This is a genomic window from Pyrococcus yayanosii CH1, assembly GCF_000215995.1.
In the GTDB taxonomy this organism is placed as follows: domain Archaea; phylum Methanobacteriota_B; class Thermococci; order Thermococcales; family Thermococcaceae; genus Pyrococcus; species Pyrococcus yayanosii.
In genome coordinates this window covers 228,042-240,067 of sequence record NC_015680.1, presented here as the reverse complement: position 1 = coordinate 240,067, position 12,026 = coordinate 228,042, and the positions used below count along the sequence as shown (strand labels likewise).

13 protein-coding genes and 2 tRNA genes are annotated in these 12,026 nt (G+C 53.9%); 6 read left to right on the top strand and 9 right to left on the bottom strand.

The window, feature by feature from the left end; genetic code table 11:
• Positions 1–7: 7 nt before the first annotated feature.
• Together ftsZ and PYCH_RS01380 are read right to left on the bottom strand one after the other, a co-directional pair.
• Positions 8–1,237, bottom strand: a complete 1,230-nt coding sequence (gene ftsZ, locus PYCH_RS01385; RefSeq protein WP_048058144.1) for a cell division protein FtsZ — start codon at positions 1,235–1,237, stop codon at positions 8–10.
• Positions 1,238–1,255: 18 nt separating this feature from the next.
• A complete protein-coding gene (locus PYCH_RS01380; RefSeq protein ID WP_013905045.1) occupies positions 1,256–1,447 on the bottom strand; it encodes a ribbon-helix-helix domain-containing protein in 192 nt (63 codons plus the stop codon).
• Positions 1,448–1,633: 186 nt separating this feature from the next.
• Between PYCH_RS01380 and cgi121 the strand changes: the two genes are divergently transcribed.
• From cgi121 to PYCH_RS01360, 4 genes are all read left to right on the top strand, one after another.
• On the top strand, positions 1,634–2,062 hold the full coding sequence (cgi121, locus tag PYCH_RS01375) for a KEOPS complex subunit Cgi121 (RefSeq protein WP_013905044.1): 429 nt from the start codon (positions 1,634–1,636) through the stop codon (positions 2,060–2,062).
• Positions 2,063–2,133: 71 nt separating this feature from the next.
• A complete protein-coding gene (locus tag PYCH_RS01370; protein ID WP_013905043.1) occupies positions 2,134–3,306 on the top strand; it encodes an aminotransferase class I/II-fold pyridoxal phosphate-dependent enzyme in 1,173 nt (390 codons plus the stop codon).
• An 11-nt stretch (positions 3,307–3,317) separates the two neighbouring features.
• Positions 3,318–3,581, top strand: coding sequence for a TMEM165/GDT1 family protein (locus PYCH_RS01365; protein ID WP_013905042.1), 264 nt, complete (start codon positions 3,318–3,320; stop codon positions 3,579–3,581).
• Between the two features lie 12 nt (positions 3,582–3,593).
• Complete coding sequence (locus tag PYCH_RS01360; RefSeq protein WP_013905041.1) at positions 3,594–4,790, top strand: MFS transporter; 1,197 nt, start codon at positions 3,594–3,596, stop codon at positions 4,788–4,790.
• A gap of 13 nt (positions 4,791–4,803) precedes the next feature.
• Here PYCH_RS01360 and PYCH_RS01355 read toward each other — a convergent pair whose 3' ends face one another.
• Genes PYCH_RS01355 through PYCH_RS01335 form a run of 5 tightly spaced genes read right to left on the bottom strand, consistent with a single transcriptional unit; the run spans position 4,804 to position 8,619 of the window.
• A complete protein-coding gene (locus PYCH_RS01355) occupies positions 4,804–5,217 on the bottom strand; it encodes a hypothetical protein (RefSeq protein ID WP_013905040.1) in 414 nt (137 codons plus the stop codon).
• Complete coding sequence (locus PYCH_RS01350) at positions 5,214–6,437, bottom strand: DUF58 domain-containing protein (protein WP_013905039.1); 1,224 nt, start codon at positions 6,435–6,437, stop codon at positions 5,214–5,216. The genes PYCH_RS01355 and PYCH_RS01350 overlap by 4 nt, the downstream gene beginning before the upstream one ends.
• Positions 6,438–6,442: 5 nt before the next feature.
• Positions 6,443–7,396, bottom strand: coding sequence for an AAA family ATPase (locus PYCH_RS01345; protein WP_013905038.1), 954 nt, complete (start codon positions 7,394–7,396; stop codon positions 6,443–6,445).
• Complete coding sequence (locus PYCH_RS01340) at positions 7,386–7,796, bottom strand: hypothetical protein (protein WP_013905037.1); 411 nt, start codon at positions 7,794–7,796, stop codon at positions 7,386–7,388. Before PYCH_RS01340 ends, PYCH_RS01345 begins: the two co-directional genes overlap by 11 nt.
• Positions 7,783–8,619: a DUF4129 domain-containing protein gene (locus tag PYCH_RS01335; protein ID WP_013905036.1), complete on the bottom strand. Its 837-nt coding sequence runs from the start codon at positions 8,617–8,619 to the stop codon at positions 7,783–7,785. The genes PYCH_RS01340 and PYCH_RS01335 overlap by 14 nt, the downstream gene beginning before the upstream one ends.
• A 149-nt stretch (positions 8,620–8,768) precedes the next feature.
• Here PYCH_RS01335 and PYCH_RS01330 point away from each other — a divergent pair, with 149 nt between their 5' ends.
• Positions 8,769–10,322: an alanine/glycine:cation symporter family protein gene (locus PYCH_RS01330; RefSeq protein ID WP_013905035.1), complete on the top strand. Its 1,554-nt coding sequence runs from the start codon at positions 8,769–8,771 to the stop codon at positions 10,320–10,322.
• 47 nt (positions 10,323–10,369) lie between these two features.
• On the top strand, positions 10,370–11,740 hold the full coding sequence (locus PYCH_RS01325) for an acetyl ornithine aminotransferase family protein (RefSeq protein WP_013905034.1): 1,371 nt from the start codon (positions 10,370–10,372) through the stop codon (positions 11,738–11,740).
• Positions 11,741–11,773: 33 nt separating this feature from the next.
• Here PYCH_RS01325 and PYCH_RS01320 read toward each other — a convergent pair.
• Positions 11,774–11,851 (bottom strand) — tRNA-Val (locus PYCH_RS01320).
• A 14-nt stretch (positions 11,852–11,865) separates the two neighbouring features.
• Positions 11,866–11,943 (bottom strand) — tRNA-Ala (locus PYCH_RS01315).
• Positions 11,944–12,026 lie beyond the last annotated feature (83 nt).

Genomic DNA, 12,026 nt, shown 5'->3' with positions numbered 1-12,026 from the left:
TAGGAGGTTAGAGCTCGTAGAAGTCCGCGAAGATGTAATCGAGTTCCTTAGGAGTGGACCTAAGCTGACGCTCCCTTCTTGGATCGGGTATTGAACCGAATATCTTATCGACTTTGGAGTCCTTCAGGAACTCCCTCCTGCTCGGCATAACTATTGAAGTCGAGTCCACCAGGGCGTTGACGTTTCCTAGTATCTGCGGGCTCCTAACACCCGTCATTATTACCATGGCCCTCACAGTCTTGCCCATATCCTCGTCCACCATCGCACCCCACTTTATCTCGCTCTTCTCGCCGAGCCGCTCGTAAACGACGTTCATGGCAGCGTTTATCTCGCCAAGGCTGACGTCTGGGCCAACCGTAAAGTGAACAAGTGCCTTATCACCACTGCCAAACTCCACGTCTAGCATTTTGTTGTTAAGGGCGTTCATAACGGCATCCACGGCTCTGTTATTGGAGTCACTCTCCCCGATGCCTATGAGTGCTGGACCGCCACCTTTCATGACACTGTAAACGTCAGCAAAGTCTATGTTGACCATGGAGGGAAGCTTTATAGTCTCGGTTATCCCCTTAACCATCCTTGCTATTATCTCATCGGCGAAGCGGAATGCGGCGTTTATTGGAAGCTTTGGGACTAACTCGAGGAGCTTGTCGTTCTGTATAATTATTACTGTGTCGGAGTACTCGAGAAGAAGCTTTATACCCGCCTTGGCCTTCTCCGTCCTAATAGTACCTTCGTTCTTGAAGGGGAACGTTACGACGCTCACGACTAGGGGTTCTTGAAAGCGGCCGTTATTCCTCGCGGTCTCTTTGACTATCCTCGCCACCACGGGAGCCGCACCTGTTCCGGTTCCATTGCCCATTCCAGCCGTTATGAAGACTAGGTCAACGTCCTTTACGGCCTCGGCAATGTCCTGGGCGCTGGCTTCGGCGGCCATGTAACCAATCCTCGGGTCGCCACCCGAACCTTTCCCGTGTGTTATGTTCTTTCCGAGCAGTATCTTCTTATGGGCCTTAGTCTGGGCTAGATGCTGGGCATCCGTATTCATGGCTATGAGCTCGGCCCCTTGGACACCGAGGTCGTAGAGCCTCGATATTGTGTTGTTACCAGAACCACCGACGCCTATTATTGCTATCTTTATCAGATCATCAAGTCCCCCAAGGTATTCACCAGCTTTTGTTTTTTCTCCGTCGTCAAAGTCCAAGTTTATTCCTGCCTGCTCCAACAACTTAAACACCATACTCTCCTCCCCCGGGGGTTATCTAACAATGTATTCGGGAAGGGATTCCCTCTCAATTTCTTCTTTGTAGAGCTCTCTCTTAAGGAGCTCCCGAATGGCATTCCGAATAGCTTCGCTCCTGTTGGGATATAGCCCCCTTTTAACGAGGGCATCAAGCCCATGTATAAGGCTCGGAGGCAGCTGCACGCTGATTATCTTCATTCTGCTCATCAGTGCAACACCCGGTGCAGCCGTTCACTGCTTTGAGCCTTGCTTTAATTAGTTAAATACTTTTTGCCTCTGGATAATGCCGATATAATATGGATCTTAAAAAATTTTAAAACAATATCTGAAAATTCAAAAAATTTTAACAAGATGCTACGAAAATGTATTAAGTTCACCTGCCGAGCGTGAATCATGAAAATCGTGAGAATTGAACGAAATGAGGAAGAAATCTGTATCGCAAAGATCCATATATCAGACCCAGAGTCCCTCTTAGAAATCCTGGACGAGACCATGCAGGCGGTATCGGTGGAGTGCTGGGAGGAGGTGGCATTCGCAACCCTTCTCGCCCTTAGGGCATTCAAGAATGGAAGGGCCAAGGCCAAGACCGTGAAAGGGGAAATACTCATAAGGCTCGCAGGAACACCACAGATAAGAGACGCTATAGCCAAGGTAGGAGCCAGGAGGGGGAAGAATTATCTTGTGGCTTTCGGGAAAGGAGCCTGTGAAAAACTGAAGGATGTGATTCAAAAACTTAAGCTCGATACCGTTCCTATAAGCAACTGTGCAGAGGAGGAGCTGAAGAAGAGGTTCGAAGAGATGGCACTCGTCGAGGCAAAGTAACAGCGGGCATTTTATCTGAGAAAAATTTTTATAAATAGCAAAAAGAGTTCCCGGATGCAGGGGGGTCAGATATGCGCTACAGGAAGAAGTACTTTATCGCTGGCAGAATGGGTTTGATACAGCGTTCAAAGATTAGAGAGCTCTTTGAAAAGGCTGCGAAGATTGAAAACGTAATATCCCTAGGGATTGGCGAGCCGGATTTCGATACTCCCAAGAACATAAAGGAGGCCGCCAAGAAGGCCCTCGATGAGGGCTGGACTCATTACACTCCCAACGCGGGCATCCCCGAGCTCAGGGAGGCCATCGGCGAGTACTACAAGAAGTTCTACGACATTGAAGTGCCCCCCGAGAACGTGATAGTGACTGCGGGAGCCTATGAGGCCACATATATCGCCTTCGAGACCCTCCTCGAGCAGGGGGACGAGGTTATCATCCCCGACCCAGCCTTTGTGAGCTACATTGAGGATGCCAAGCTTGCGGAGGCTAAGCCTGTAAGGCTCCCCCTAAGAGAGGAAAACGGCTTCCAGCCGGATCCCGATGAGCTTCTTGAGCTGGTTACGAAGAGGACAAGAATGATAGTCCTAAACTATCCCAACAATCCAACAGGTGCCGTCCTCGATAAGGAGGTTGCTAAGGCCATAGCCGACATAGCAGTTGACTACAACCTCTACATCCTCAGTGACGAGCCCTACGAACACTTCCTATATGATGGGGCTAAGCATCACCCAATGCTCAAGTTCGCCCCCGAGAACACAATACTCGTTAATAGCTTCTCCAAGACCTTCGCCATGACAGGCTGGCGTCTCGGCTTTGCAATAGCTCCCGAGCAGATCATAAGGGATATGATAAAGCTCCACGCTTATGTAATAGGGAACGTGGCATCCTTTGTTCAGGTGGCCGGTATCGCCGCCCTCAGGGAGGAAGAGAGCTGGAAAGCCGTTGAGGTCATGAGGAATGAATACAACGAGAGGAGAAAGCTAGTACTCAAGCGGCTCAAAGAGATGCCGCACATCGAGGTTCCGGAGCCCAAGGGAGCGTTCTATATCTTCGCGAACATTTCGAAGACCGGTATGGGCAGCGAGGAGTTTAGTGAGTGGCTTCTTGAGAAGGCGAGGGTGGTCGTAATCCCAGGCACGGCCTTCGGAAAGCAGGGCGAAGGCTACGTGAGGATAAGCTACGCTACAAGCAGGGAGAAGCTCATCGAGGCCATGGACAGGATGGAGAAGGCCCTGGAGGAGCTCTAGGGGGGAAACCCTTGAAGGAAATTCTCTACGTTTTTATTGCTATTTTCCTAGCTGAGCTTGGAGACAAGACACAACTTGCCACAATTGCCTTTGCGTCAAAATACGGCTGGTGGAAGGCGTTTCTGGGAGCCATTTCAGGTCTTACTCTCGTTAACCTGATAGGGGCATTGATCGGCGAAAAACTTGGCGATACTCTCCCAACAGAGCTAGTTCATAAGGCGGCTGGTATCCTCTTCATAATCTTCGGAATCCTCATGCTAATAGGAAAGCTGTGAGGGGGTGCTTAGATGGGTAGATGGCGTCTTGTAATCCTTGATACGCTTCTCATGACGGCCGGATTCGGAACGCTCACCATGATGGGGGTCGCCAAGAACGAGGTGATAACGCACTTCGGTATATCCGGGGACCTGTACGAGTGGCAACACATAGCTTACGTCTTTGGCCTATTCATAGCCTTCCTCCTTGGCCACACGAGGATTTATGAAGGCTCCTTTAAGAGGAGCGTGGCCATAGCCCTCAGCTGGGCCGCAATTCCCCAGATAATTATACCGTTTATCGGCAACTGGTACGTTGTCGTATTTCTGCGCTTCGTTCAGGGATTCGTGGTAACCCTCGTCCCCCTCTTCAGCACCCAGATAGCCCGCTACTTTGTGGCCGAAAGGCCCTTTGCCAAAGGCATAATCCTGTCGGGAATATTCTGGGGCGGCGTCTTCGGAAGCATGAGCGCCCGCTACCTCCTTGGATACGTTGAATGGAAGGTGGGCTTCATCATAACGGGCATTATAATGTACACCATCCTTCTCCTCTGGTGGATTCTCACCGAGGACTTCGAGATTCGCCATGCCCCCTCAGAAGAGGTCAGGGTGAGCGTCTGGAAGATGCCCTTCACATGGCTCCTCGGCTTCACCTTCTTCCCGGCTCTCTGGGTCATATTCACCATAATAGGCTTCTCCACGAGCCTTGGCTACGAGATGGGATGGACAAAGGAGCACGTTGCCACGTTGAGCACGAGCCTTAATGTTTCCAAGGCCCTCTGGAGTATAGCGATGGGCTTCGTCGGATACCAGCTGTCGCGGAAGAATACCAATCCCCGAGGCCTCTTCAATGCCGTAGTGAAGGTTATGATAGCTTCATACTTTATAGCCTTCCTGGGCCTCCTCGTATACTCCAAGGCCATGCTCTCGGGCAACTACTCCCTCGCCCTCGCCAGCCTAGTGCTCGTTGGGGCCCTTCAGGGAACCGGACCTGCCTTCTGGACTAGCGCTCCGGCAACGTATCCCAAGGACATCGTACCGAGGGCAAACTTCGCCCTTGGCCTGATATCCAACTCAGCCAACGCGGTTGCCCCGACGGTTACGGAGCTCCTCGCCCGGCACGGTGAAGCTATAGCACTCGCGGAGCTCACCTTCATGCCTCTCCTTGGCATAGCCGCCCTCATAGCCGTTAGCAGGATGAAGCTTCCGGTGGAGGAGCTCGGTGAGTAACCTCTCTTCTCTTTTATTTCAACATTACTTCCCTACTGAAGACGTAGAGAACGAGGAGGAAGAGGGTTGCCAAGGCCGTTACCTCCAATGATGGGGCAAAGTAGGAAAGGAGACGGATGAGGAGATACAAGGGGAGGGACAAAAAGACCGAGAAAATCACCCAAGCGTAGTGGATGGGAATTGCCCTTGCCCTATCAAGGTGGGCCACTTCCACCGTCAGGAGAGCCATGGAGACTAAGAAAACCCCGGGAGCTCCTCCTACACCCTCGAATATCAGGAAAGCTAGCAGAAAGCCGAGGAACACCACTCCAAGGAGGTATGAAAATAAGGACAGAACCGCCAACGGTACGAGGAGTGCCCCATAAGGCATGGACGAAAGGAGTAATGTAAGGATTATCAGCGGGATTATTGAGGCTCTAATCCTCATCTTAGCACCTCCGCTATGGCCGTCTTAAGGGGCTTCCTCACGTCCCAATCGATTATCGGGCCATAGGCCGAGAGCTTCCTGATTACGGCTTTCCTCTCGAGCATCAGAAGCTTCAGAGCCAGCTCCTCCTCCCTACTTCTCGGCTCTATGAGGGAGCAAGGGTTGGGGCTTATCACAACAACCCTGTAGCCGTAGAGGTAGAGAATTCTGAGGGCCTCCCTACCCTCCTCCGTTATAAGGGGAGAGAAGTAAAGGATTTGGGCCCTCGGCGGGAACCTCGTCCTCGCGAGATGGTCAACTTGGTAGGCTATCATGTTGTTCTTATCGGGCTTCGCGGCGCTCAGAGCGTCTATGCACCTGAAAAAGTGCCTCTTGCCGTAGTCAACCCCTATCCAGAGGGGAACACTCTCGGACAGTAGAAGGCCGAAGCTTGTGCCATTGTTCAGGGAGTCGAGCATGAGTGAAGCGGCGGCCCGTATAAGGTAATCGAAGACGGCTTCGCCCTTGTAGGTCGCGTCGACCACAAATATTACATCCACCTTCCTCTCGCTCTCAAACTCATTGGCCATTATCTTGCCAGTTCTCGCCGTGGCCTTCCAGTTGATTATCTTGAAGGGATCGCCGGGCTGATACTCCCTAACAGCGTGAAACTCGACGCCTTCACCAACGCGAGGTGAGGGCAAGGGGCCGACCGTGACCTTGGTTCCCCTCGTGGAATAGGGAGTTATCACCTCCTCGAGCCTCGGAACACCCACAATCTCTCCGTAAACATCCACGAACCTTTCCTCCTCGAAGAGACCAAAGGGGTCCCGGTATGCCACGTAAAAGCCCCTGAACTCGTGGATGCCTCTCCTAACCCTCACCCTATACCTCAAGACCTTCTCCTCACCCTCCGCCAGCGAGAGGACCCATGAGTTGCTCCCCTCAACGAGCTCGACTCCCTCGGGCAGCTCGTCCCTTATGAAGAGGAAGGGGATGCGGGCAAGGGCCCTCACCCTGACGGTTATCTCAACCTCTTCTCCTTCAAGGACCCTCTCCCTTAGGAGAACCCTCTCGACCTTGACGTCTATGATGGGCTTGAAGAAGAGCACGGCGACGAAGAAGAGAGTGAGTATCGGGAGGGTAAGGTAGATCATATCCCATCTCAGGAGAAGGAAAGAAAGCAGGACTGAGAGCCAGGTGACCGAGAGCAGCTGGAGGGCCTTTCCCGTGGGCCTCATAGGCATCACTCAAACTTGGGGACTGGGACCTTTTCGAGGAGCTTCTCTATTATGCTCTCCTGGCTGACCCTCGTGTACCAGAGCTCCCTCTTCAGGATTATCCTATGGCTCAGCGCTGGCACGGCAACGGCCTTTACATCGTCGGGAATGACATAGTCCCTGCCGTCGAGGATGGCATAGGCCCTAGAGAGCTTGAGCAGGGCGAGGCTTCCCCTCGGCGAGGCTCCGACCTCTATCTCCCGCTTGTCCTCCCTCGTGGCCCACACGAGTGACGTTATGTATTCGAGAACGGGGTCGCTAACGTAAACGTCTTCGATTGCCTTCTGCATCTCTACGACATCCTTAGCAGTCAGGATCGGCCTTATTTCAACTTCCTCCCGCTCCCTCTCAATTCTTCTCCGGAGTATCTCCTTCTCTTCATCCTTTGTTGGATAACCCACCCGAAGCCTAACTAGGAAGCGGTCAAGCTGGGCTTCCGGTAGCGGGTACGTTCCCTCCTGCTCTATCGGGTTCTGAGTGGCTATGACTATGAAAGGTCTGGGAAGCTCGTAGGTTCTGCCCTCTATCGTCACCTGCCTCTCCTGCATAGCCTCCAGCAAAGCACTCTGCGTCTTCGGTGGCGCCCTATTTATCTCGTCCGCGAGGAGAAGGTTCGTGAACACGGGGCCCTTTCTGAACTCAAACTCAAGCGTTTTCTGGTTGAAGACGCTCACGCCGAGAATGTCGCTCGGTAGGAGGTCGGGCGTGAACTGGACGCGCTTGAACTCAAGGCCGAGAGCCCTCGCGAAGCTCTTTGCCATTAACGTTTTGGCAAGGCCGGGCAGATCCTCTATGAGTATGTGGCCGTCAGCGAGTATGGCCGCAAGGATTAGCCTGAGGACATTATCCTTTCCTACTATCGCCCTCTTTACCTCCTTAAGCACGGCCTGCCCCTTCTCATAAACCTCCTCAACCTTCATTCAAATCAGCCCCCACGAGCTCTAAGGCCTTCTCAAGGCCAGCGAGAAAATCATCATAGGAGCGAAGGACCCGGAGGGCTTCGGGAGGGTTCTCTCTAATATCCTCATGTGATCTTCCGAGGTTGGCGTATATCTCGGCTATCCTGTCCTCGATAAGCTTCCTCGCGACGGTACCCTTGGAGGGGCGGGCCCTCCTCACGATATCCGTGAGCCTCTTGAAGTCGTCCCTCCTCCGGACCCGCCCCGCTGGCACTCTCACGGCTTTCCCCTCATAGCTTCCGAGCAGCATCACGAAGAGCATGATGCCCGTCAGGAGGACGCATATCCACCTCAGCGGGTAAGAGCCGAAGAGGAAGGCCCCAAGGAAGAGTATGGCAACTAGTGTCCTAGTGAATCTCATTCTCCTCCCCCCTTATAGCCATGTAAAGCTCATAGGCCCTTTTGGCGTCCTCCCTGGTGATTCTCTCCGGCGCGTACTTCGCTTTCTCGAAGAGCTTAGCTAAGGTCACATAAGCCTGCCTACGGTAGCTCACCCTAGCGGCGTGCTCCCAGTGAGTCCAGCTCTCCTTGTAGGGGTTGCCGAGAACCTCCAGCCAGAGGACCGCCTTTTTGTAGAGCTCTATCACGGCATCCCTTGGGTTTGAGAAAAGATCGAGGCCCTCCTCTTCGAGTCTCGAGTCGAAGGCCTGGAGGGATCTCTTGACAGCCCTCTTCCTGCCGATCTTTACCAGCTCCCTCACCAGCGTGAGCAGAGCTAAACCCATGGCAAGTATCCCAAGGGCCGCGAGGCCGTAGGCATAGTAGCTACCGGCCTCTCCACCCGCCCTTGTCTCCACAGGCCGAAGGGGGACGATAGAAGGAGCCTCAACAGGGCCCAGAATGGTCTCCTGACTGGCTGAGGTGTTTGAAAGGGGAGCTGGAAGGCGCGGAAGCACGAAGAAGTATAAGATTACAGACGCCACAAGAGGGGCAAGCATGGTCAGGAATCTTCTGAGGAACCCGTCATAGGCTTCTTCCTTTGCCGAGATGTCCCGCCAAGACAGAAGCAGGATTACCAGAAAGACTGTTAAGAAGACGTAGAGGGCGAGCAGAAGAACCGCGAGGGCAGTCATTAGATCCTCAATCCTCGTCGTGCCTATCCTGGCGGTACCCGAGGGCAGGAAGGCCATGAGGAGTATGAGACAAAAGAAAGTGGCCGTGAGCCTTGCCTTTCCCTGGTGCATCAAACCTTACGGGATAGTGGCGCTTAAAAGGGTTACGCCAGGCTCCTTAATGAACATTTTTTTACATTACAGAACTAAGAAGGTTAGATAAGCCTTAAATAGCACTATGAAGTATAGATGTTTGCGATATCTCTGCTGGAGGTGCACCGATGGGCGGTATAGTTGACTTCATTAACTGGCTTGATGGAGAGGTCTGGGGTCCTCCTATAATAGTGCTACTGATAGGCACCGGACTATTGCTAACAATCGTCCTCGGTGGTATCCAGTTCCGCAGGCTAGGCTGGGCCATAAAGTTCACCCTCTCCGAGGGAAGGAAAAAGACCGGCGAGGGAGACATCACACCTTTTCAGGCTCTTATGGCCACGATATCGGGAACCGTAGGTATCGGTAACATAGCCGGTGTCGCCACGGCCATACACTACGGCGGCCCAGGTGCCTTGTTCTGGATGTGGGTTACAGCCCTCGTCGGTATGGCCACAAGGTATTCGGAGGGTCTGCTGGGCGTCGCCTTCAGGGGCAAGCTACCCGATGGGACCATGATAGGAGGAACCTTCAACTTCCTCGAGAAGGGCTTCGCCGAGGTCAAGGGGACAGGCATCAGCAGGGCAATCGCGGCCATACTTATGCTCCTCTTTGCGGCGTTCATAGCCAGGGATGGCCTCGGCCTGGCAGGTGGTCTTAAGGTTCTTGCCTTCATAATAGCGATCCTCTTCGCGATACTCGGCCTTGCCCTGCTACAGGAGAGCAAGCTACCCGTGATCGGTAAGATACTGGCAGTGCTCTTCGCCCTGTTCGCCGCCATAGCGGCCTTCGGTATAGGCAACATGACCCAGTCCAACTCGGTGGCGGATGCCATAGAGACAGCCTTTGGCATACCTGCTTGGGTCACAGGGCTCGCGCTGGCAATCCTGACCTTCATAGTTGTCATCGGTGGTATCAAGAGAATAGGCGAAGTCGCGGAGGCCTTAGTTCCGTTCATGGCCATAGTGTACTTCCTCTTTGCGATCGGTGTCTGGATAAAGTTTGCCGGCCAGATACCGAGCGCCATAGCCATGATAATCAAGGATGCCTTTACAGGCAGGGCCGTTGCCGGTGGTGCAATAGGTCAGGTGATAATCTGGGGCGTCAAGAGAGGGCTGTTCTCCAACGAGGCAGGTCTCGGTACCGCTACGCTGGCCCACGCCGCGGCCAAGACCGACCACCCGGCCAGACAGGCTCACGTGGCCATGCTCGGGCCCTTCATCGACACCCTGATAATATGCTCCCTCACGGGTATAAGCATCGTCGTCACGGGCGCCTACACCAAGTACCCCGACCTCAACGGTGCTCCGCTGACCCAGGCCGCCTTCGCCGAGGCCTTTGGGCACCTTGGTGAGATAATGGTCGCCATAGGCATAATACTCTTCGCCTATTCGACGATTCTGGCATGGTCCTTCTACGGCAGGCAGAATATCATGTACCTGGCCAAGTGGATAACCCGGGACCCCGAGAAGTTCGCTAGGCTCTACCCGAAGCTTCACTTAGTCTATAACCTCCTCTTCGTGGTCTTCATATACATCGGAGCCGTCACCAAGCTCGAGACTGTCTGGAACTTCTCGGACATGATGAACGGCCTCATGGCAATCCCGAACCTCGTGGGCCTCATAGTGCTCTACCCCATAATTAAGCAGTACACCAAGGACTTCCTCGCCAAGAACCCGTAAGCCCCCCTTATTTCCTTTTTAATCACCTACAATTTGAGGTGACTCATATGGACTATCCCAAGATTGTCGTTAAACCCCCGGGACCGAAGGTCAGGGAGCTCGTTGAGAGGGAGAGTCGTGTTCTTTCGCCCGGCATCGGCGTGAAGCTCTTCCCCCTCGTCCCTAGAAGGGGCTTCGGCCCCTTCATAGAGGACGTAGACGGCAACGTCTTCATAGACTTCCTAGCCGGGGCGGCCGCCGCTTCGACAGGATACTCCCATCCGAAGCTCGTGGAGGCCGTAAGGGAGCAGGTCGCCCTCATCCAGCACTCCATGATAGGATACACCCACAACGAGAGGGCGATAGAGGTGGCTGAGAGGCTCACCACCATAGCACCCGTGAACGAGCCAAGGATAATTTTCGGAATGAGCGGTAGCGACGCCGTTGACATGGCAGTCAAGGTAGCCAAGTTCTCAACAGGAAGGCCCTGGCTCTTGGCTTTCATCGGGGCCTATCACGGCCAAACGCTCGGAGCCACGTCGGTAGCGGCGTTCCAGAGTTCCCAGAAGAGAGGCTTCTCGCCTCTCATGCCCAACGTCTTCTGGATTCCCTATCCGAACCCATACAGGAATCCCTGGGGAATAAACGGCTATGAAAATCCAGATGAGCTTATCAACCGCGTCCTCGACTACCTCGAGCACTACGTCTTCGCTCACATAACACCTCCGGATGAGGTGGCGGCCCTCTTCGCGGAGCCAATTCAGGGGGACGCCGGCATAGTGGTTCCGCCAGAAGACTTCTTCGTCCAGCTGAAGGGCCTCCTCGAGGAGCACGGGATATTGCTCGTTATGGATGAGGTCCAGACCGGCATAGCGAGGACCGGGAAGTGGTTCGCCAGCGAATGGTTCCGCATCGAGCCCGACCTCCTCATCTTCGGAAAGGGCGTGGCAAGCGGCATGGGGCTGAGTGGCGTTATAGGGAGGGCAGAGCTGATGGAGCTCACGAGCGGCTCATCCCTGCTGACGCCAGCCGCGAACCCCGTAATATCAGCGGCGGCCAAGGCGACGTTGGAGATAATAGAGAAGGAGAACCTCCTCGAGAACGCCCTTCGCGTCGGAGCATTCATTATGAAGAGGCTAAGGGAGATGCAGGAGGAGTTCGAGATTATAGGGGACGTTCGCGGCAAAGGTTTGATGATCGGTGTCGAAATAGTCAGGGATGAGAGGCCAGATCCTGAGCTCACGGGTAAGATATGCTGGCGCGCCTTTGAGCTCGGCCTAATACTGCCGAGCTACGGAATGTTCGGGAACGTCATAAGGATCACTCCACCACTCGTCATAACCGAGGAAGTAGCAGAAAGGGGGCTAGAGATAATGGAGACCGCGATTAGGGATGCACTCGCCGGAAGGGTTTATAAGAAGGTCGTTACATGGCACTAAACAGTTATTCCCCTCTCTTTTAATCGTGAGACTTGGTGGGCCCGCGGGGATTCGAACCCCGGACCTCCACCTTGTCAGGGTGGCGTCATAACCAGTCTAGACCACGGGCCCGCCCATAAAATTTGTGGTGGACCGGCCGGGATTTGAACCCGGGGCCTCCGCCTTGCCAAGGCGGCGCTCATCCCAGGCTGAGCTACCGGCCCACCGGTGCTCGGGCCATCATCCACTACGTAAGACCGAGTTTATAAAGTTTACGGTTGACGACGCCGGTATCTTTTTAGATGGG

Bases quoted from the DNA above. Each gene is read 5' to 3' on its own strand.
- ftsZ (WP_048058144.1), bottom strand. From the start codon at position 1,237: ATGGTGTTTAAGTTGTTGGAGCAGGCAGGAATAAACTTGGACTTTGAC.
- PYCH_RS01380 (WP_013905045.1), bottom strand. From the start codon at position 1,447: ATGAGCAGAATGAAGATAATCAGCGTGCAGCTGCCTCCGAGCCTTATA.
- cgi121 (WP_013905044.1), top strand. From the start codon at position 1,634: ATGAAAATCGTGAGAATTGAACGAAATGAGGAAGAAATCTGTATCGCA.
- PYCH_RS01370 (WP_013905043.1), top strand. From the start codon at position 2,134: ATGCGCTACAGGAAGAAGTACTTTATCGCTGGCAGAATGGGTTTGATA.
- PYCH_RS01360 (WP_013905041.1), top strand. From the start codon at position 3,594: ATGGGTAGATGGCGTCTTGTAATCCTTGATACGCTTCTCATGACGGCC.
- PYCH_RS01355 (WP_013905040.1), bottom strand. From the start codon at position 5,217: ATGAGGATTAGAGCCTCAATAATCCCGCTGATAATCCTTACATTACTC.
- PYCH_RS01350 (WP_013905039.1), bottom strand. From the start codon at position 6,437: ATGAGGCCCACGGGAAAGGCCCTCCAGCTGCTCTCGGTCACCTGGCTC.
- PYCH_RS01345 (WP_013905038.1), bottom strand. From the start codon at position 7,396: ATGAAGGTTGAGGAGGTTTATGAGAAGGGGCAGGCCGTGCTTAAGGAG.
- PYCH_RS01340 (WP_013905037.1), bottom strand. From the start codon at position 7,796: ATGAGATTCACTAGGACACTAGTTGCCATACTCTTCCTTGGGGCCTTC.
- PYCH_RS01335 (WP_013905036.1), bottom strand. From the start codon at position 8,619: ATGCACCAGGGAAAGGCAAGGCTCACGGCCACTTTCTTTTGTCTCATA.
- PYCH_RS01330 (WP_013905035.1), top strand. From the start codon at position 8,769: ATGGGCGGTATAGTTGACTTCATTAACTGGCTTGATGGAGAGGTCTGG.
- PYCH_RS01325 (WP_013905034.1), top strand. From the start codon at position 10,370: ATGGACTATCCCAAGATTGTCGTTAAACCCCCGGGACCGAAGGTCAGG.